This window comes from Intrasporangium sp. Soil_C_50, from assembly GCF_057656595.1.
The window spans coordinates 48,134-66,619 of the sequence record NZ_JBDGKB010000014.1; the positions used below are offsets into that span (position 1 = coordinate 48,134).

At 71.6% G+C, this 18,486-nt stretch carries 18 protein-coding genes; 11 read left to right on the forward strand and 7 right to left on the reverse strand.

Annotated elements, in window-relative coordinates:
• Positions 1–383 precede the first annotated feature (383 nt).
• The 5 genes from AC3A5R_RS19890 (at position 384) to AC3A5R_RS19910 (ending at position 4,598) form a co-directional block, all read left to right on the forward strand.
• Positions 384–1,382 (forward strand): substrate-binding domain-containing protein, encoded by a 999-nt coding sequence (locus AC3A5R_RS19890; RefSeq protein WP_487622509.1) that lies wholly within the window; start codon positions 384–386, stop codon positions 1,380–1,382.
• 72 nt (positions 1,383–1,454) lie between these two features.
• Positions 1,455–2,525, forward strand: coding sequence for an ABC transporter permease (locus tag AC3A5R_RS19895; RefSeq protein ID WP_487622510.1), 1,071 nt, complete (start codon positions 1,455–1,457; stop codon positions 2,523–2,525).
• Position 2,526: 1 nt separating this feature from the next.
• Complete coding sequence (locus tag AC3A5R_RS19900; protein ID WP_487622511.1) at positions 2,527–3,342, forward strand: ATP-binding cassette domain-containing protein; 816 nt, start codon at positions 2,527–2,529, stop codon at positions 3,340–3,342.
• 17 nt (positions 3,343–3,359) lie between these two features.
• Positions 3,360–3,773: a universal stress protein gene (locus tag AC3A5R_RS19905; RefSeq protein ID WP_487622512.1), complete on the forward strand. Its 414-nt coding sequence runs from the start codon at positions 3,360–3,362 to the stop codon at positions 3,771–3,773.
• Between the two features lie 84 nt (positions 3,774–3,857).
• Positions 3,858–4,598 carry a GntR family transcriptional regulator gene (locus AC3A5R_RS19910; RefSeq protein WP_487622513.1) on the forward strand — a complete coding sequence of 247 codons (741 nt, stop codon included), beginning with the start codon at positions 3,858–3,860 and terminating at the stop codon, positions 4,596–4,598.
• Here AC3A5R_RS19910 and serS read toward each other — a convergent pair.
• Both serS and AC3A5R_RS19920 read right to left on the reverse strand, forming a co-directional pair.
• Positions 4,579–5,943, reverse strand: a complete 1,365-nt coding sequence (gene serS, locus AC3A5R_RS19915) for a serine--tRNA ligase (RefSeq protein ID WP_487622514.1) — start codon at positions 5,941–5,943, stop codon at positions 4,579–4,581. The genes AC3A5R_RS19910 and serS overlap by 20 nt on opposite strands.
• A 65-nt stretch (positions 5,944–6,008) precedes the next feature.
• Positions 6,009–6,569, reverse strand: a complete 561-nt coding sequence (locus AC3A5R_RS19920) for a hypothetical protein (protein ID WP_487622515.1) — start codon at positions 6,567–6,569, stop codon at positions 6,009–6,011.
• A 160-nt stretch (positions 6,570–6,729) separates the two neighbouring features.
• On the opposite strand from AC3A5R_RS19920, the gene AC3A5R_RS19925 reads away from it, so the two are divergent.
• Positions 6,730–8,316 (forward strand): catalase, encoded by a 1,587-nt coding sequence (locus tag AC3A5R_RS19925; RefSeq protein ID WP_487622516.1) that lies wholly within the window; start codon positions 6,730–6,732, stop codon positions 8,314–8,316.
• A gap of 147 nt (positions 8,317–8,463) precedes the next feature.
• On the opposite strand, the gene AC3A5R_RS19930 is transcribed toward AC3A5R_RS19925, so the two are convergent.
• Both AC3A5R_RS19930 and AC3A5R_RS19935 read right to left on the reverse strand, forming a co-directional pair.
• Complete coding sequence (locus tag AC3A5R_RS19930; RefSeq protein WP_487622517.1) at positions 8,464–9,318, reverse strand: ABC transporter permease; 855 nt, start codon at positions 9,316–9,318, stop codon at positions 8,464–8,466.
• A complete protein-coding gene (locus AC3A5R_RS19935; protein ID WP_487622518.1) occupies positions 9,315–10,214 on the reverse strand; it encodes an ABC transporter ATP-binding protein in 900 nt (299 codons plus the stop codon). The genes AC3A5R_RS19930 and AC3A5R_RS19935 overlap by 4 nt, the downstream gene beginning before the upstream one ends.
• Positions 10,215–10,390: 176 nt before the next feature.
• Between AC3A5R_RS19935 and AC3A5R_RS19940 the strand changes: the two genes are divergently transcribed.
• Positions 10,391–11,668: a sensor histidine kinase gene (locus tag AC3A5R_RS19940; RefSeq protein WP_487622519.1), complete on the forward strand. Its 1,278-nt coding sequence runs from the start codon at positions 10,391–10,393 to the stop codon at positions 11,666–11,668.
• Entirely contained in the window at positions 11,656–12,387 is a 732-nt protein-coding gene (locus AC3A5R_RS19945; protein ID WP_487622520.1) for a response regulator, read from the forward strand. The genes AC3A5R_RS19940 and AC3A5R_RS19945 overlap by 13 nt, the downstream gene beginning before the upstream one ends.
• Before the next feature lie 19 nt (positions 12,388–12,406).
• Here the strand turns inward: AC3A5R_RS19945 and AC3A5R_RS19950 are convergent, their stop codons facing one another.
• Entirely contained in the window at positions 12,407–13,567 is a 1,161-nt protein-coding gene (locus AC3A5R_RS19950; RefSeq protein ID WP_487622521.1) for an alpha/beta hydrolase, read from the reverse strand.
• A gap of 66 nt (positions 13,568–13,633) precedes the next feature.
• On the opposite strand from AC3A5R_RS19950, the gene AC3A5R_RS19955 reads away from it, so the two are divergent.
• A complete protein-coding gene (locus AC3A5R_RS19955) occupies positions 13,634–14,326 on the forward strand; it encodes a TetR/AcrR family transcriptional regulator (protein WP_487622522.1) in 693 nt (230 codons plus the stop codon).
• 194 nt (positions 14,327–14,520) lie between these two features.
• Complete coding sequence (locus AC3A5R_RS19960; protein ID WP_487622523.1) at positions 14,521–16,203, forward strand: ABC-F family ATP-binding cassette domain-containing protein; 1,683 nt, start codon at positions 14,521–14,523, stop codon at positions 16,201–16,203.
• Here AC3A5R_RS19960 and AC3A5R_RS19965 read toward each other — a convergent pair.
• On the reverse strand, positions 16,193–16,456 hold the full coding sequence (locus AC3A5R_RS19965) for a GlsB/YeaQ/YmgE family stress response membrane protein (RefSeq protein WP_487622524.1): 264 nt from the start codon (positions 16,454–16,456) through the stop codon (positions 16,193–16,195). The two genes, AC3A5R_RS19960 and AC3A5R_RS19965, sit on opposite strands and share 11 nt — an antisense overlap.
• A gap of 96 nt (positions 16,457–16,552) precedes the next feature.
• On the opposite strand from AC3A5R_RS19965, the gene zwf reads away from it, so the two are divergent.
• A complete protein-coding gene (gene zwf / locus AC3A5R_RS19970) occupies positions 16,553–17,986 on the forward strand; it encodes a glucose-6-phosphate dehydrogenase (RefSeq protein ID WP_487622525.1) in 1,434 nt (477 codons plus the stop codon).
• A 51-nt stretch (positions 17,987–18,037) separates the two neighbouring features.
• Here the strand turns inward: zwf and AC3A5R_RS19975 are convergent, their stop codons facing one another.
• Positions 18,038–18,436, reverse strand: coding sequence for a DUF2500 domain-containing protein (locus tag AC3A5R_RS19975; protein WP_487622526.1), 399 nt, complete (start codon positions 18,434–18,436; stop codon positions 18,038–18,040).
• Between the last annotated feature and the right edge of the window lie 50 nt (positions 18,437–18,486).

Below are 18,486 nucleotides of genomic sequence, written 5' to 3' on the forward strand. Positions count from 1 at the left end.
CAATTGCTTGACATGCTTTGCAGAGGTGTTGCATCCTCCCAATTGCCGGCACCGACGCCGGGGTCGACGGACAACCCCGACAACGACGACGGGACCGACAGAGCGGCGGGTCACCACGGTGGCCCGCAACGGTCGAGGCGACACCACGCCGCCCTCCACGTCCGACCCGGACGCACACACAGCCAGATCTGAATAGGCACCGGCGGGGCGCGGCACAGCCCCCCGCCAGACGAAGCGCAGGCAGGGTGCACGAGCCCGTCAGGGGATCTCGTGGACCACGGACCGGACCGAGGGGGCCGGCCCTCCCCGCCTGCACCCGTCACCCTCACGTCGCGCCGAGTCAGGCTGACCGGAGACCCGCGACACGACGAAAGGAATCAACGATGATCCCGTCCCGGACTCGCAAGAGTTTGACCACCGCCGTCGGCATCGCCGCGGCGGCGTCCCTGGCCCTCGCCGCGTGCAGCAGCGGTGGCGCGCCCAGCACCACGTCGACGGGTGGGGGCGGCGGTGGCGGCGGCAACAGCGGCTACACCTTCGCGATGATCACCCACGAGACGCCGGGTGACACGTTCTGGGACCGCATCAAGGCCGGCGCGCAGCAGGCCGCCAAGGACACCGGGGCCACCCTGAAGTACTCCTCGGACCCGGACGCCACCAAGCAGGCCGTGCTGATCCAGAACGCCATCGACTCCAAGGTCGACGGCATCGCCACGACGCTGGTCACCCCGGACGCGCTCATCCCGACGATCAAGAAGGCCGTCGCGGCCGGCATCCCCGTCGACACCTTCAACTCGGGCATCGACTACTTCCAGCAGGCCGGCGCGCTGACGCACTTCGCCTCCAACGAGAAGCTCGGCGGGCAGCAGGCCGGCAAGAAGGCCGCGGCCGCCGGTGCCACGAAGATCCTCTGCACCATCCAGCAGACCGGGTCGGTGGCCCTCGAGGACCGTTGTGCCGGCGTCAAGGAGTCCTTCCCGAACACCGAGAACCTGCAGGTCAACGGCTCGGACGACGCCGCCGTCACCACCGCCATCCAGGCCAAGCTGACCGAGGACAAGTCGATCAACTGGGTCATCACCCTCGGCGCACCGCAGGCCCTCGACACCATCAGGGCCGCCCAGGGGGCCGGGGCCACCGTGAAGATCGGGACGTTCGACACCAACCCCGACGCCGCCCAGGCGGTCCAGGACGGCAAGATCGAGTGGTTCATCGACCAGCAGCCGTACCTGCAGGGCTACATGGCCATCACCCAGCTGTACCTGTACAAGAAGAACGGCAACATCCTCGGTGGCGGCCAGGCCGTGCTGACCGGCCCCTCCTTCGTCGACAAGTCGAACATCGCCCAGGTCCTCCCCTTCATCAAGGCGAACACTCGCTAACCGCCTCCAGGGGGCCGGGCCGTCGAGACAGACCAGGCAGCCCGGCCCCCGCCCAACAGCACTGGAGCTGTCATGAGTAGTACTCCCGTCAAGACGGACCCGTCGCCGTCGGCCCCGGCCGAGGCGTCCAACCGGGTCACCCTGGGCTGGTCCAACCGGCTGCTGGCCCGGCCCGAGATCGGCGCCCTGGTCGCGGCGATCGTCATCTTCGTCTTCTTCCTCATCGTCGCGCCCGCCTTCCGCACCCCGGCCTCGTTCTTCACCGTGCTCTACCAGTCCTCGACGATCGGCATCGTCGCGGTCGGGGTCGGCATGCTGATGATCGGCGGCGAGTTCGATCTCTCCGCCGGGGTCACCGTCACCACGGCCGGGCTGTTCAACGCGATGTTCTGCTACCAGCTCGGCATCAACCTGTGGGTCGGCGCGATCCTGTCGCTGGTGCTCTGCCTGGCGATCGGGTTCCTCAACGGCTACCTCGTCATGAGAACCGGGATCCCGAGCTTCCTCATCACCCTGGGCACCTTCTTCGTGCTGCAGGGCGCCAACCTCGGCGTGACCAAGCTCGTCACCGGCTCGGTGTCCAGCCCGAACATCAACCAGATGGCCGGCTACTCCTCGCTGAACTGGATCTTCGCCAACGAGTGGCAGATCGGCTCGGTCACCCTCTCCATCACGGTCGTCTGGTGGTTCCTATTCGTCGCGCTCTCCGCGTACGTGCTGCAGCGCACCAAGGTCGGCAACTGGATCTACGCGGTCGGCGGCAACGCCGCCTCGGCCCGAGCCGTGGGCGTTCCGGTCACCCGGGTCAAGGTCGGTCTCTTCATGACCGTGTCCTTTCTCGCCTGGTTCGCCGGCATGCACTACCTCTACAACTTCAACACCCTCCAGGCCGGCAACGGCGTGGGCAACGAGTTCCTCTACATCATCGCCGCGGTCGTCGGCGGCACCCTCCTGACCGGCGGCTACGGCAACGCGATCGGCGTGGCCATCGGCGCCTTCATCTTCGGCATGACCAGCCTGTGCATCGTCTACGCCGGGTGGGACCCGAACTGGTTCAAGGCCTTCCTCGGCGTCATGCTCCTGCTCGCCGTGATGGTCAACCTCTACGTCAAGCGACTCTCGAGCGCCCGAAAGGTGGGTTGACATGACCGACACCCTGCACGAGCACGCCGATCCGGAGCTGCACAAGGGCGAGCCGCTCGTCGAGATGATCGACATCGGCAAGACCTACGGCGCGATCCGCGCCCTCAAGGGGATCAACCTGACCGTCAACGCCGGGGAGGTCACCTGCGTCCTCGGTGACAACGGCGCCGGCAAGTCCACCCTCATCAAGATCATCTCGGGGCTGCACCCGCACAACGAGGGAACGATGAAGGTCGACGGCAAGGAGGTCAGCTTCACCAGCCCGCGCGACTCGCTCGCCCACGGGATCGCGACCGTCTACCAGGACCTCGCGGTCGTCGGCCTCATGGAGGTCTGGCGCAACTTCTTCCTCGGCTCCGAGATGGTCTCGGGTCGGGTGCCCTTCGCCCCGCTGAAGATCAGCGAGATGAGGGAGATCGCCGACCAGGAGCTGCGCAAGATGGGGATCGTCGTCAAGGACATCAACCAGCCCATCGGCAACCTCTCCGGTGGCCAGCGCCAGTGCGTCGCCATCGCGCGCGCCGTCTACTTCGGCGCCCGCGTCCTCATCCTCGACGAGCCGACCGCGGCCCTGGGCGTCAAGCAGTCCGGCGTCGTGCTCAAGTACACCGCGGCGGCGCGCGATGCCGGCCTCGGCGTCGTGTTCATCACCCACAACCCGCACCACGCCCACCTCGTCGGCAACCACTTCGTCATCCTCAAGCTCGGCCAGGCGGTGCTCGACAAGAAGCGCTCCGAGGTGACGCTCGACGAGCTGACACGTCAGATGGCCGGGGGCGACGAGCTCGCCGAGCTGTCGCACGAGCTGCAGCGCTGAGCGAGGAGGAGAGCACCATGACTGTCGCAGTGGCACACCAGGTGCGGTCCTCCAGCGACCTCGTGCTCCAGGAGGCGGCCCGCCAGGCGGGCTACCGGGGCACGGGACTCGTCGTCGTCCACGTCGTCGAGGCCCTCGACAACGACGTCGCCGAGGCGACGCGGGCCGGCATCTCCGACGCCGTCGACCACGCGCTCGACTCGGCGGGGCTGGGCGCGGTGGACGTCCGCGTCCACCTCGTCGCGGGCGGCCACGACATCGGCGACGTGTCCGAGGCGATCCTCGGCGCGACGCGCGAGCTCAAGCCCGAGCTTCTCGTCATCGGCGCACGGCGTCGCTCCCCCATGGGCAAGGCGTTCCTCGGCAGCGTCGCGCAGAACGTCATCCTCGACGCGGAGGTGCCGGTCCTGGTGGTCAAGGCACCGCGATGACGACGCGGCCGCGTCGGGACACGCCGAGGTGTCAGGTTGTGAGCACCTGCGAACATGCAGGAGCCCAGTGGCTAGTCTGCGGCCATGGCCAAGACCGTTGACGTCCGCATCGACCGCGAGACGCCGGTACCGCTCTACCACCAGCTGGCGCAGCAGCTGAGCGGGGCCATCTCGCGCGGTGACCTCCAGCCGGGCGACCCGTTCGAGAACGAGGTGGCGATGGCGGACCGCCTCGGGCTCTCGCGCCCGACGGTCCGCCGCGCCATCCAGGAGCTCGTCGCCCAGGGCCTGGTGCTGCGCCGACGCGGCCTCGGCACCACCGTGGCCGGGCGCCAGATCCACCGGCGCGCCGAGCTGACCAGCCTCTACGACGACCTGCGGAGCGAGGGCGGCGCCGACCCGCGCACCGAGGTGCTCAAGCACGAGGTCGTCGAGGACGCCGTCGCCGCGTCGGCCCTCGGGATACCGGTCGACACTCCGCTGCTGCACGTCGTGCGGCTGCGCAGCAACGGCGACCGGCCGCTCGCGATCCTGCAGAACTGGCTGCCGCCGCGCTACTCCGACATCTCCCGGGAGGAGCTGCAGCGCGACGGCCTCTACGCGCTGCTCCGGGCCCGCGGCGGCAAGCCGGTCGTCGCCCACCAGCGCATCGGCGCCCGCACCCCGACGGCGTCGGAGCGGCGTCACCTCGGGCTACGCCCGTCGCAGCCGGTGCTGACGATGTCGCGCACCGCCTTCGACGCGGTCGGCGACCCCGTCGAGTACGGCGACCACTGCTACCACGCCGAGGACTACAGCATCGAGGTCATGCTCGACGAGCGCTGACCTCGACTGCCCCCTCGACGCGGTTCGAGGGCGTCAGGACGTCGAGGCCGAGGAAGGGGCGCAGGGCCTCGGGGACCACGACCGAGCCGTCGGGCTGCTGGTGGTTCTCGAGGATGGCGACGAGCCAGCGCGTCGTGCCGAGGGTGCCGTTGAGCGTCGCCACGGCGCGGGTGCCCGAGCCGTTCGGGTCGCGCTCGCGGGTGTTGAGCCGGCGCGCCTGGTACGTCGTGCAGTTCGACGTCGAGGACAGCTCGCGGTACTTGCCCTGCGTCGGCACCCAGGCCTCGCAGTCGAACTTGCGCGCGGCCGGCCCGCCGAGGTCGCCTGCGGCCGTGTCGATGACGCGGTAGGGCACCTCGATCTTGGCGAGCATCTCGCGCTCCCAGCCGAGCAGGCGCTGGTGCTCGGCCTCGGCGTCCTCCGGCCGGCAGTAGCTGAACATCTCGACCTTGTGGAACTGGTGCACCCGGATGATGCCGCGGGTGTCCTTGCCGTGCGAGCCGGCCTCGCGCCGGTAGCAGGCCGACCAGCCGGCGTAGCGCTTCGGGCCGTTGCTCAGGTCGATGATCTCGTCGGCGTGGTAGCCGGCGAGGGCCACCTCGGAGGTACCGGTGAGGTACAGCTCGTCGTCCTTGAGCTTGTAGACCTCCTCGTCGTGCGCGTCGATGAAGCCGGCCCCGGCCATGATCTCGGTGCGCGCGAGCGTCGGCGTGATCATCGGCGTGAACCCCGAGGCGGTGGCCTGGGCGATCGCCATGTTGAGCAGGGCGAGCTCGAGCTGGGCCCCGACGCCGGTGAGGTAGTAGAAGCGCGCGCCGCCGACCTTCGCGCCGCGCTCCATGTCGATGGCGCCGAGCTTCTCGCCGAGGGCGAGGTGGTCGAGCGGCTCGAAGCCCTCGGCCGCGAAGTCGCGCGGGGCGCCGACGGTCTCGAGCACGACGTAGTCGTCCTCGCCGCCGGTGGGCACGCCGTCGATGATGACGTTGCCGACGCGTCGGAGCAGGCGGTCGAGCTCGGCGGCGGCCTCGCCGGCCTCCTCCTCGAGGCCCTTGACGCGGTCGCTCAGCGTGGCGGCGTGCGAACGCGCCTCGTGCGCCTTCTTCTCGAGGTGCTCGGCGTCGGCGTCGCCGGCCTTCTTCGCCTTCTGGAACGCGCCCATGGCCGCGCCGACCGCCTTGCTGACGGTCTTCTGCTCGGCGCGGAGACGCTCGAAGTCGGTGAGGGAGGATCGACGGCGCTCGTCGGCAGCGAGGATCGCGTCCACGATCCCCGGGTCCTCTCCACGGGCCAGTTGCGAGGCGCGGACCCGGTCGGGTTCGTCGCGCACGAGCTTGATGTCGATCACGCGGGCCAGCCTAACGGCGCCGGCGGGACGCGCTCGACCGAGTTCGCGGCGTCGCCCCAGAGCCGTCACTCGCGCCGGATGACGGCGTAGGCGGCGACGGCGTCGGCGGGCAGGCCGCGCACGTCGATCTGCACCGGACCGGCCGGCAGCCCGAGGTCGACGGTGCGCTGCACGGTGCCGTCGCACGCGAACGCCCGCGAGTACAGCGGCTCGCCGTGCCCCCACGTGCCCGGCGCGGCGTCGTAGATGGCGTACGTGGTGCCGTTCGTGTCGGTCGTGTCCGTCGTCGGACGGCCTGCGGCACAGGCGACCTCGACCGTGTAGGTGCGCCCCGCCGCGGCGGCCTCCCCCGGCACGTTGCGGAACGCCTTGCCGGGGCCGTTGCGCGTCACGACGACCCGGGCCACCTCGCCGGTACGACGTGGTGGCACCGTGATCGTCGGCGCCGGGCCGGGGTCGACCGGGGTGAACGTCACGCCCGGTGGGACGACGGCACCCGACGCCGGACGCGTCGACTCCCGGAGCCCCGGGTCGGCGGTCGTGCAGCCACCCACGGCAGCGGCGAGGGCCGCGCCGAGGACGGCGCCCACGACGGGACGCCACCGGCTGACCACCGCCCGGCCCACGCGTCGACTGTAGGACGCCCCGCCGGCCGCGGCGAGCGCCGGCGCTCCAGCGGGTCCACGCAGTTCCACGGCGGGAGGACCGGCTCGGTCGGAGCGGATCGGGTACGTCGCGAGGGCGGGGACACCACCCACCCCCCACGACCCGAGCGAAGGAGCGGACATGACGGACACCCACAACGGACGGCCCTCGGTCGAGACGGCACCGAGCGAGGAGGCCCGTCTCGGGTCGCACGCCGACAACGGCGCGCCGGCACCGAGCGACCGCAACTCGCTCACCGTCGGCCCGGACGGGCCGATCCTGCTGCACGACACCCACTTCCTCAACCAGATGGCGCACTTCAACCGCGAGCGCATCCCGGAGCGCAACGTCCACGCCAAGGGCTCGGGCGCGTTCGGCGTCTTCGAGACGACCGAGGACGTGTCGCGCTACACCAAGGCGGCGCTCTTCCAGCCGGGCGTGCGCACCGAGATGCTGGCCCGGTTCTCGACCGTCGCCGGCGAGCAGGGCAGCCCGGACACGTGGCGCGACCCCCGCGGCTTCGCGCTGAAGTTCTACACGACCGAGGGCAACTACGACCTCGTCGGCAACAACACCCCGGTCTTCTTCGTCCGCGACACGATGAAGTTCCCGCACTTCATCCGCAGCCAGAAGCGTCGGGGCGGGTCGGGCCTGCGGGACAACCACATGCAGTGGGACTTCTGGTCGCTCAACCCCGAGTCGGCCCACCAGGTCACCTACCTCATGGGCGACCGCGGCATCCCGAAGACGTACCGGCACATGAACGGCTACGGCTCGCACACGTACATGTGGGTCAACGCGTCGGGCGAGAGGTTCTGGGTCAAGTACCACTTCCACAGTGACCAGGGCGTCGAGGGCCTGACCGGCGCCGAGGCCGAGAACATCGCCGGGCAGGACGCCGACTTCCACCGCCGCGACCTCCACGACGCCATCGAGCGCGGCGACCACCCGAGCTGGCGGCTGCGCGTGCAGGTCATGCCGTACGAGGACGCGAAGACCTACCACCTCAACCCCTTCGACCTGACGAAGGTGTGGCCGCACGTGGACTACCCGCTCATCGACGTCGGCACCATGACCCTCGACCGCAACCCCGACAACTTCTTCGCCCAGGTCGAGCAGGCGGCGTTCGAGCCGTCGGCGCTCGTTCCCGGCATCGGGTTCTCGCCCGACAAGATGCTGCTCGGGCGGGCCTTCGCCTACAGCGACACCCATCGCTACCGCATCGGGCCCAACTACCTCCAGCTGCCGGTCAACCGCCCGCGCGTCGACGACCTCAACACGTACACGCAGGACGGCCCGATGGCCTACGACCACCGCGGCGACGCCCCGGTGTACGCGCCGAACAGCGAGGGACGTGGGTACGCCGACCACGTCGGCGAGGTCGAGGAGGGCTGGGAGAGCGACGGCGCCATGGTGCGCCAGGCCTACACGCTGCGCGAGGACGACGACGACTTCGGCCAGGCCGGGCGGCTCGTGCGCGAGGTGTGGGACGACGCGCAGCGCGAGGCGTTCACCGAGACGGTCGCCGGGCACCTGCTGGGCGGTGTGAAGTCGCCCGTGCTCGAGCGCGCCTTCGAGTACTGGAAGAACGTCGACGCCGGGACGGGCCAGCAGATCGAGGAGCTGGTCCGGGCCGGGCTCGGCGCCCCGAACCCCGGCGGCGACGCCGACGACGCCGCACCGGCGAAGGACCCGGTCGTCGAGGACGCGACCAACGCCGCCCACTGACCGGCTCCCCACCCTCAACCCCAACCGTCGAGAGGCCACGTTCGGTCGTCTCCGACACGTCGAGAGGCCACCTTCCCCCCGCGGAAGGTGGCCTCTCGACTGTCGTCGGGCCGCCGAACGTGGCCTTTCGACGGGTGGCTGGACCTGTTACTTGACCTCGGAGCGGGTCAGGCGCCAGATGCCGACCGCGAGCGGTGCGACGACCCAGAGGGCGACGGACGCACCGAGGTGGGTCCACTGGGCGCCGGTGAGGGAGCCCTCGAACAGCGGCTGCATCGTCTGGTTGAGGTCGAGCCACTCCGAGGCCGACCGCAGCCAGGAGACCATCGAGCCGAGGATCGACCACGCGGTCGGCAGGACGAAGTAGACGACGATCGCGGCCGGCGTGTTCTTGAAGAGCATGCCGAAGCCGACACCCTGCGCGACGCCGAGGAGCACGTAGCCCGCCGCGCCGAGCAGGACGAGCCCGCCGATCGACCAGTCGCCCTCGATGCCGCGGAACGTGATGGCGGCCTGGTGCGCGATCCCCGCGAGCGCCAGCGACAGTGCGAAGGCGGTCACGCCGACGAGCAGGGCGCTGACGAGCTTGGCCCAGGCGACGCGGATGCGACGCGGCTCGAGGCCGAACGTCACGAGGCCGGTGCGCTGGCTCCACTCCGACGTCACGGCGAGGATGCCGACCACCGGGAGGATGATCGCCATCGGCATCGTCGTGGCCTGTAGGTAGTCGCCGAACGAGTGCTGGCCACCGTTGTTGAAGAACATGATGGTCAGGGCGATCGCGATGACCGCCGCGATGCCGATGAGCAGCCAGCGACCGGCGCGGGTGTCGAGCATCTTGCGCAGCTCGACGTGGACGAGGCGCGTGAACGGCACCCCGGTGGTGGGCCGCTCGCCTCCGATGCGGGCCGGCACCTTCGCCCTCGTCGGCAGCGACGACTCGGCGTGCTTCGGGGACGCCTGTGCCGCAGGCGTTTTCGTCGTAGTGGTCGTGGTGGTCATGCGGCCACCTCCTCTCGGGCGGCGTCGGCCGTGAGGTCGAGGAACATCTCCTCGAGACCTCGGCTGTCGCCACCGCGCAGCTCGGTCAGGACGATCTGGTGGGCGGCGGCGACGCGACCGACCGCGAGCGGCTCGGCCTCCACCTGCACGCCGCCGGTCGGGGTGCGGTGCGCGACGACCGACTCGGCGGCGAGCGCCGCGAGCAGGGCGTCGTCGTCGGTCGAGCGCACGTACGTGCCGGCGCCGGCGAGCAGGTCGTCCTTCGTGCCGTGCGCCACGATCTTGCCGTGGCCGATGACGACGATCTCGTCGGCGACGCGCTCGATCTCGTTGAGCAGGTGCGAGGACAGCAGCACGGTGCCGCCCTCGTTGGCGTAGCCGCGCAGCAGGTCGCGCATCCAGCGGATGCCGGCCGGGTCGAGGCCGTTGGCCGGCTCGTCGAGGATGAGCACCTCGGGGTCGCCGAGGAGGGCGTGGGCGATGCCGAGGCGCTGGCGCATGCCGAGCGAGTAGTTGCGCACGCGTCGGTTCGCCTCCTTCTCGGTGAGGCCGACGAGCTCGAGCATCTCCTCGACGCGGCCGCGGCCGACGCCCATGAGGATGGCGCCGAGCGTCAGCACCTCGCGGCCGGTGCGGCCGGCGTGCTGGGCCGACGCGTCGAGGAGCAGGCCGACGTGGCGGCCCGGGTTCGGCAGCGCGCCGTACGGCTTGCCGAGCACCGTGGCACGGCCGGAGGTGGCCGGGGTGAGGCCGGACATGACGCGCATCGCCGTCGTCTTGCCGGCACCGTTCGGTCCGAGGAAGCCGGTGACGAGACCGGGCTTCACCTCGAACGAGATGTCGTCGACGGCCGTGAACGGGCCGTACCGCTTGGTGAGTCGCTCGACTGTGATCATGGGCTCCACCCTGACGTGCGTGCGGGGGCGCGCACATCGGTCATGAGCCTGATTCCGACCCCTACCCAGGTCGTAGTCGACCCTGACCCGAGTCAGGGTCGCGCCTCGGGGTGACCCCTTCCCACCCCTACCCCGGACGGATGCGGAGGCTGCGGGCCGCTGCCTACGCTGGGCCCGTGCCACTGCCCCGGATCGCCCGCACCCGACGCGGCCACGTGTGGGGCGAGGTGTGGCGACTCTCCGTCGCCGTCCTCTTCGGCGCGGCGCTCTGGGGCTCGGTCCAGGCACAGCTCGACCACCGCGGCGTCGACCCGACCCTCGGCAAGAGCTGGCTGCTCGTCGACGCCGCCGTCGGGCTCGCCTGCGCCGTGCTGCTGCTCTGGCGGCGCCGGTACCCGCGGACCGTCGCGTGGGTCAGCGCCCTGGCATCGGCGGTGTCCATGGCCGCCGTCGGCCCGAGCATCCTCGCCCTCGTGTCGCTGTCGACACGTCGACGCTGGCGGGAGATCGCGGCCGTGGCCGTTCCGTTCCTCGCGGCCGGCTTCGTCAACGCGCTGCTCTACCCGACCGAGGACTCGACGGTCAGCGTGTCGGGGATCGTCATCTCGGTGCTCATCCTGGCCGCCAGCGTCGCGAGCGGCTGGGCCATCGGCGAGCGCCGGGCCTTCGTCGCCTCGCTCCACGAGCGCGCCCTCACCGCCGAGCGTGAGCAAGCCATGCGCGTCGCGCAGGCTCGCGTGGCCGAGCGCGCGCGGATCGCCCGCGAGATGCACGACGTGCTCGCCCACCGGATCTCCTTGGTGGCCATGCACTCCGGCGCCCTCGCCTTCCGCGACGACCTGGGTCGCGACGAGGTCGCCGCCACCGCGGAGATCATCCGGTCGAGCGCCAACCAGGCGCTGTCCGAGCTGCGTGACGTGCTCGGTGTGCTCCGCGACGTGCCGCTGCCCATCCAGCCCGACGCCGCCGATCCCGATGACGGGCAGGCGCTCCCGGACGCGTCGGTACCCGAGCGCCCCCAGCCGACGCTGCACGACGTCGAGGAGCTCGTCGCGGAGGCGCGCGCCGCCGGGACCGACGTCGTCCTCGAGCAGGCCGGCGAGGCGGCGGAGGTGCCGGACCGGGTGTCGCGCAACGCCTACCGGATCGTCCAGGAGTGCCTGACGAACGCCCGCAAGCACGCCCCCGATCGACGCGCCACGGTGACCCTCGCCGTGGCGCGCGCTGGCGTCGGGGCGGGCCAGGTCGACGTCACCGTGCGGACCCCGGCAGGCGTGCCGGCTCCCGGCGACCGGTCCGCGGCAGGGGTGGCAGGGGTGGCAGGGGTGGCCGGCAGCGGGCTCGGGCTCCTCGGGCTCACCGAGCGCGCCGTGCTGTCCGGCGGCGAGCTGACCTACGGCCCCGACCGGCGGGGCGACTTCGTCGTCACCGCCCGGCTACCGTGGGCGTCGTGACGGGGGTCGAGGGCACGGACACGAGGACGCGCGTCGTCATCGTCGACGACGACGCGCTCGTGCGGGCGGGGCTGCGGATGATCCTCGGCGGCGCACCCGATGTCGAGGTCGTGGCCGAGGCCGGCGACGGCGTCGACGGTGAGGCCGTGGTGCGCGAGCACCGACCCGACGTCGTCCTCATGGACATCCGGATGCCCCGCCGCGACGGGCTCGAGACGACCCGGCGGCTCCTCGACACGGGTTCCCCGAGCGAGGCCCCGAGCGAGGCCACGGGCGCGCCACCGCGCGTCATCGTGCTGACGACGTTCGACGCCGACGACATGGTCGTGCAGGCGCTGCGGGCCGGCGCGAGCGGGTTCCTGCTCAAGGACACCGAGCCGCGGCGGCTCGTCGAGGCGGTACGGCTCGTCGCGGCCGGCGAGCCGATCCTGTCCCCCAGCGTCGCGGCCGCGCTCATGGCCCGCGTCGCGGCCGACCCCGACCCCTCCGCCGGCGAGGACCGGCGCGCGGCAGCCCTGGACCGCCTGGCCGTGCTGACCGGGCGCGAGCGCGAGGTGGCCGTCGCCGTCGGGCGCGGGCTGTCGAACGCGGAGATCTCGCGCGAGCTCTACCTGTCGGTGCCCACGGTCAAGGCGCACGTGTCGAAGGTGCTGGAGAAGCTCGGCGGCCAGAACCGCGTCCAGGTCGCCATCACGGTCCACGAGGCCGGCCTGCTCTGACCTGATGCCCACCGGAGCTTCACCGGGAGCGCACCCGGTCGCAGAACGCCCACAGCGCGTCGACGACCAGCTCGAAACGCAGGGAGTGGAGCAGGTCGAAGGTGTGCTGCGCGCCGGGTAGCTCGGCGTAGACGACCTGGCTGGCCGAGACGGCCCTCACCTGCTCCGCGAGGTGTCGCGCGGCTCGGGGCGGCAGGAGCGTGTCCTGGCCGCCGTGGACGATCATCAGAGGCGGTGCGCCCGGATGTGCATGAGCCGCCGGCCGCGACGCCCGTCCGCCGCGGTCGACCGGGCCGTAGTAGCCGTAGAGACCGATCGCCGCCGTGACGCTCGTGTCGACCCCCTCGAAGCCGGGCTGGAGGGCCGGGTCGTCCGCAGTGAGCGCCGCGGTGATCGCCAGGTGGGCGCCGGCCGAGCTGCCGGACAGCACGATGCACGACGGGTCGGCGCCATGGTCGCGTGCGTGGGCGCGCGCCCACGCCACGACGCGCTTGACGTCGCTCAGGATGTCGTCGTAGGTCGCGCCGGGCCGCAGTCGGTAGCCGGCGCTGATGCAGACCCAGCCGTGCCGGGCGAAGGCGTGCAGCAGGGGCCGGGCGTAGAAGCCCTTTCGGCCGGTGCGGAAGGCGCCGCCGTGGAGGTGGATGAGGATCGGACGACAGACCGCGTCGATCCCGCTCTCGACTCGGGCCCCGCCGCGGCCCCGGTAGACGTCGACACGCTGACGGCGCGCCGGGCCGTAGCGCAGCCCGCGGCGCACGCGCACCCCGAGCGGGAACACCGGGACGGGCATCAGCACGATCCGGGCCCATGGCAGGCGCACGCGCCAGCCGTGGCGGGGGTGCGGTGAAGCGGGGGACGGATCGCCGAAGGCCTCGTCGAGGGCTCGGTCCAGCACCACGCCGGCCCGGGCGCTTCGGTGCAGCAGCACCGGAGCCCCGAGCAGGCTGGCGCACCCGAGCGCGAACCACGCGACGACGTCAGGTCCGACAGGCTCGTCCGAGATCAGCGCGGGGGCGGTCGCCATGCCCAGGTAGCCGGCGGCGAGGAACGGTGACTCGTTGAAGAGGTCGCTCAGCAGCCAGCTCGTCGTCCCCCAGAAGCCTGATCGAGCCAGCGGGGCGAGCGACAGCAGCATCCCGGAGGTGACGATCAGGACGGTGACGGCATATCCGACCATGCGCAGGCCCTTCGCTGCTGTACGGCGTATAGGAATCGAGTAACCATACGGCGTATAGTTGCTCTTGTGAACCCCTCCAGCCCCGCCGGCAGACCGGCCTCGGGACTGTCGCCGGAGCGCATCCTCCGGGTGGCGGTGGCCCTCGCCGACTCGGAGGGCGAGGCTGCGGTGTCCATGCGCCGCCTCGCCCGCGAGCTCGGCGTCACCCCCATGGCGCTGTACTGGCACGTCGCGGACAAGCACGCCCTGCTGGGCGCCATGGCCGAGCAGGTCATCCTCGAAGCCCGCTTCGACGACGACCCCACCGCGAACTGGCGCGCGCGCTACAGGAAGGTGCTGGTCGCACTCGTCGACCTGCTCCACGCCCACCCGTGGCTGGGCCACCTCGTCATCGAGCGGGTGGTGCTGCTGCCCAGCTACCTCGCCGCCCTGGAGGCGATGCTGGACAGCCTCAGAGTCGCCGGACTGGGACCGGACCGCGCCGTGCTGCTGGTCCAGCAGTCGCTGCAGATGGTGGTGAGCCTCGTCGAGCACGAGCCGCTGCGCGCGATCCCTGAGCCCGAGGCCACCGAGCGTGCCGTCCTCGAGTCGTCGCTGCGCGACCTCGACCCGACCGACTTCCCCAACATCCGCTCCGCCTCCGGGCCCCTGGTCTCCGAGCCCGACGTCGAGGAGTACTACCGGACGGGCCTGGACACCGTCATCGGTGGCATCGAGGCCGTCGCCGCGGTCGAGGGGACCAAGGCGGAGGGACGGTGACGTCAGCCAGCCGGCCGAGCGCCCCGAGCAGGAAGACTCGAGCAGGAAATGGGTGGACGCGGTGGGCCGGCGGCTCTAAGGTCACGTCCCGTGTGGATCTCCTGATGCCTCGAGCCCGCCCGCCCGGCTGATGCGCGACGCCTGACGCGTCCCTCGCCCCGGCGGGGCCCTGCCGACCGTCAAGGACCTCGCTCATGTCTTCCACGCCGTCCACCACGCTCACCGTCACCGGCCTCGACGTCGCCTTCGGTGCCCGTGTCCTCTTCTCCGGCCTCGACCTGACCCTCGCCTCGGGCGACGTCACCGCCGTCGTCGGCCCCAACGGGTCCGGCAAGTCGACGCTGATGCGCACGCTCGTCGGAGAGCTGCCCGTCGAGGGTGGCTCGATCCGCCTCGCCCCCTCCGACGCCACGGTCGCCTGGCTCCCTCAGGTGCTGCCCGACGCGCAGGAGTCGCTGCTCGCCTACGCGCGGCGCCGCACCGGCGTCGCTGCTGCGGACGTCGAGCTCGAGGCCGCGTCGGCAGCGCTCGCCGAGAGCGTCCCCGGGGCCGAGGACCGGTACGCGCTCGCCCTCGAGCGGTGGTTGGCCCTCGGTGCCGCCGACCTCGAGGAGCGCCTGCCCGAGGTGTCGGCACGCGTCGGCCTCGACGTCGACTCCTCGCGGCCGCTCGGGACGCTCTCGGGCGGGCAGGCCGCGCGGGCCAGCCTCGTCGCGGTGCTGCTCAGCCAGTACGACGTGCTGCTGCTCGACGAGCCGACCAACGACCTCGACGCGCGCGGCCTCGACCTCATGGCCGAGTTCGTCCGGTCGCACGACGGGCCGGTGCTCGTCGCGAGCCACGACCGCGCCTTCCTCGACCGCGTCACGACGAGCGTCGTCGAGCTCGACCTGCCCCAGCAGCGGATCGGCCACTACACCGGCACGTACAGCGACTTCGTCGAGCAGCGCGCCCTGGCCCGGTCGCAGGCGTGGGACGCCTACGAGGAGTACGCGTCCGACCGCGACGCCCTCCTCGGCCAGGCCAGGCAGCGGGCCGACTGGGCGGTCAAGGGCCGCACCGGGCCCAAGGCGACGAAGGAGCCGGACAAGCACATCCGCGAGAAGCACCGCGCCCGCGCCGACCGGCAGGCTGCCAAGGGCGCCCGCCTCGAGCGGGCGGCCGACCGGCTCACGGTCGTCGACCAGCCCCGCAAGGAGTGGCAGCTGCGGTACACGATCACCGAGGGCCGGCCGTCGGCCGACGTCGTCGCGACCCTGTCGGAGGCCGTCGTCGAGCGGCACGGCTTCCGGCTCGGGCCGGTGTCGCTGACGCTGGGCCGCGGCGACCGCGTCGCGCTCGTCGGCGACAACGGCAGCGGCAAGACGACGCTGCTCGGGGCGCTCCTCGGCGACCTCCCGCTGACCTCGGGACGCCAGACCCTCGGCACCCGCGTCTCCGTCGGCGTGCTCGACCAGCGACGCCGGCTCCTCGACACCGACGCCACGGTGCTCGACGTCGTGCGCCGCGAGCTCGGCCCGCACGCACGGACCGGGTCGGAGTGGCCGGTCGGCGAGGTGCGGACGCTGCTCGCGAAGTTCGGGCTCGGCGCCGAGCACGTGGGCCGCCCGGCGCGGAGCCTGTCGATGGGTGAGCGGACGCGGGCGCTCCTGGCGCTCTTCCAGGGCCGCGAGGTCAACGTCCTCGTGCTCGACGAGCCGACCAACCACCTCGACGTCGCCGCCATCGAGCAGCTCGAGGCAGCGGTGGCGGCCTTCGGCGGCACGGTCCTCGTCGTCAGCCACGACGAGAGCCTGCTCGCCGGGCTGCGGCTGACACACCGCTGGCTCGTCGAGAGCGGCCGGGTGGCCGTGGAGGGGGTCGCGGTCAGCGGGTGACGTTGCGGGTGCGGGTCCAGCGCCACCCCGCCGTGACGATCACGGCGCCGACGATGGAGCCGAGGATGCCGCTCGGGCGCAGGTCGAGGCCGTCACCCGACAGGAGGCTCGCGAGCAGGCCACCGACGAACGAGCCGACGAGGCCCGCGACGATCGCCATCGTCCAGTCGATGCCCGTGGACCCCTTGCCGAGGATGAGCTGGGCCGCGGCGCCGACCAGCATTCCGAAGAGGATGATGGCGATGATGAGCATGTTCCGAGCGTAGGCCCCCGCCTCGTCCAACGCGCCCGGTTCGCGGGACCCGGCCCGGCTCTCCCGCTCGGCCCGGTTTTGCGCCACGCTGATGGCATGCCCGCCACCACGGTCGTCCTGTTCGGCGCCACCGGAGACCTCGCCAAGCGCAAGCTGCTCCCCGGGATGCTCCACCTGCACGAGACGCAGCTGCTCGAGGGCCTGCGCGTCGTCGCCACGAGCCTCGACGACCTGACCCGCGAGGAGTTCCTCGAGCTCGCCTTCGCCTCGATCCGCGAGCACTCGAGCCACGACGTCACCGACGACGACCTGCGCGAGTTCGCCGACCGCATCCACTGGGTTCCGGGTTCGGCCGGCCCGGAAGGGATCCGGGCCGCAGTCGAGGAGTCCGAGGACATCCTCGGGCCGGATGCCTGGCGGTTGCACTACCTGTCTGTGCCCCCGAAGGCGGCCCTGGCCGTCGTGCGCCAGCTCGAGGAGGCCAAGCTCGTCGAGCGCAGCCGGATCATCATGGAGAAGCCGTTCGGCACCGACCTCGCGAGCGCCCGGGCCCTCAACGCCGAGCTGCACGAGGTGTTCGCCGAGGAGCAGATCTTCCGCATCGACCACTTCCTCGGCAAGGAGGCGGCGCAGAACATCCTCGCCTTCCGGTTCGCCAACGGCCTCTTCGAGCCGATCTGGCACCGCAACCACATCGACCACATCCAGATCGACGTGCCCGAGACGCTCGGGCTCTCCCAGCGGGCCGACTTCTACGAGGGCACCGGGGCCTACCGCGACATGATCGTGACCCACCTGTTCCAGGTCCTCGCGTTCACGGCGATGGAGCCGCCCACCTCGCTCGAGCCCCATGCCATCAGCGAGGAGAAGAACAAGGTCTTCCGGTCGATGGCGCCGATCGACCCGCACGACGTCGTCCGCGGCCAGTACGTCGGCTACCGCGACGAGCCGGGTGTCCGGTCCGACAGCGACACCGAGACGTTCGTCGCACTCAAGTGCTTCGTCGACAACTGGCGCTGGGCCGGCGTGCCGTTCTTCCTGCGCACCGGCAAGCGCCTGGCCGAAGGCGCCCGCATCATCTCCATCGCCTTCAAGGAGCCGCCGCGGTCGATGTTCCCGCCCGGCTCCGGCGTCGGCGACAACGGCCCGGACCACCTGACCTTCGACCTTGCCGACAAGTCGCGGATGTCGTTGTCGTTCTACGGCAAGCGCCCCGGGCCGGGCATGAAGCTCGACAAGCTGTCGATGCAGTTCTCGGTGCAGGAGACGCACTGGGCCGGGTCGGTGCTCGAGGCCTACGAGCGGCTCATCTACGACGCGGCGCGCGGCGACCGCACGCTCTTCACCTCGGCCGAGGGCATCGAGCGGCTGTGGGAGGTGAGCCAGCCCCTGCTGGACAACCCGCCGACGGTGCGGCCGTACCAAGCAGGAACGTGGGGGCCCAACCAGATCCACCAGCTCGTCGCGCCGTTCACGTGGCGGCTGCCGTTCGAGCGGCCGTGGCGCAGCCCCAACGACTTCGGCGCCTGACGAGGTCACCGTGGGTGCCGCCCAGACGCCACGACCGAGCGCGAGCCGCGCTCAGTGCACGATGGCTCGGGTGAAGCCCTTGTAGCGCGTGCCCTGGTGGATGAGGTGGCCGCGGTCCCCCTCGGCGAGCTGCCCGTACTCCGATCCGCTGACCCGCAGCTCGCGTCGCTCGCCCGAGTCCTCCTCGAACGTCACGAAGTACGTGGTGTCCGTGTTCGCTGCCCGATCGGCCCCGGCGACCCGACGCACGTCGGTGCGGCGGCCCGCGACGAGGGCGTCGACGCTACGGAGCGGTGCGGCCTGGTTGGCCCGCCACTGCGACACGCCCTTGACGAGCGTGTAGGTGAATCCGGCCACCACGAGGGCGGCGACGAGGCCGAAGAAGAGGAAGAACCCGGTCGGTGGGCCGGTCATGGCCGGGTCGAACGGGACGAAGTCGTCGGTGAGCATGCGGACCCCTGTGTCTCGAGCGTGTGCGGACCGCAGTATGACTGCTCGAC

Bases quoted from the DNA above. Each gene is read 5' to 3' on its own strand.
- AC3A5R_RS19890 (WP_487622509.1), top strand. From the start codon at position 384: ATGATCCCGTCCCGGACTCGCAAGAGTTTGACCACCGCCGTCGGCATC.
- AC3A5R_RS19895 (WP_487622510.1), top strand. From the start codon at position 1,455: ATGAGTAGTACTCCCGTCAAGACGGACCCGTCGCCGTCGGCCCCGGCC.
- AC3A5R_RS19900 (WP_487622511.1), top strand. From the start codon at position 2,527: ATGACCGACACCCTGCACGAGCACGCCGATCCGGAGCTGCACAAGGGC.
- AC3A5R_RS19905 (WP_487622512.1), top strand. From the start codon at position 3,360: ATGACTGTCGCAGTGGCACACCAGGTGCGGTCCTCCAGCGACCTCGTG.
- AC3A5R_RS19910 (WP_487622513.1), top strand. From the start codon at position 3,858: ATGGCCAAGACCGTTGACGTCCGCATCGACCGCGAGACGCCGGTACCG.
- AC3A5R_RS19925 (WP_487622516.1), top strand. From the start codon at position 6,730: ATGACGGACACCCACAACGGACGGCCCTCGGTCGAGACGGCACCGAGC.
- AC3A5R_RS19930 (WP_487622517.1), bottom strand. From the start codon at position 9,318: ATGACCACCACGACCACTACGACGAAAACGCCTGCGGCACAGGCGTCC.
- AC3A5R_RS19935 (WP_487622518.1), bottom strand. From the start codon at position 10,214: ATGATCACAGTCGAGCGACTCACCAAGCGGTACGGCCCGTTCACGGCC.
- AC3A5R_RS19950 (WP_487622521.1), bottom strand. From the start codon at position 13,567: ATGGTCGGATATGCCGTCACCGTCCTGATCGTCACCTCCGGGATGCTG.
- AC3A5R_RS19960 (WP_487622523.1), top strand. From the start codon at position 14,521: ATGTCTTCCACGCCGTCCACCACGCTCACCGTCACCGGCCTCGACGTC.
- AC3A5R_RS19965 (WP_487622524.1), bottom strand. From the start codon at position 16,456: ATGCTCATCATCGCCATCATCCTCTTCGGAATGCTGGTCGGCGCCGCG.
- zwf (WP_487622525.1), top strand. From the start codon at position 16,553: ATGCCCGCCACCACGGTCGTCCTGTTCGGCGCCACCGGAGACCTCGCC.
- AC3A5R_RS19975 (WP_487622526.1), bottom strand. From the start codon at position 18,436: ATGCTCACCGACGACTTCGTCCCGTTCGACCCGGCCATGACCGGCCCA.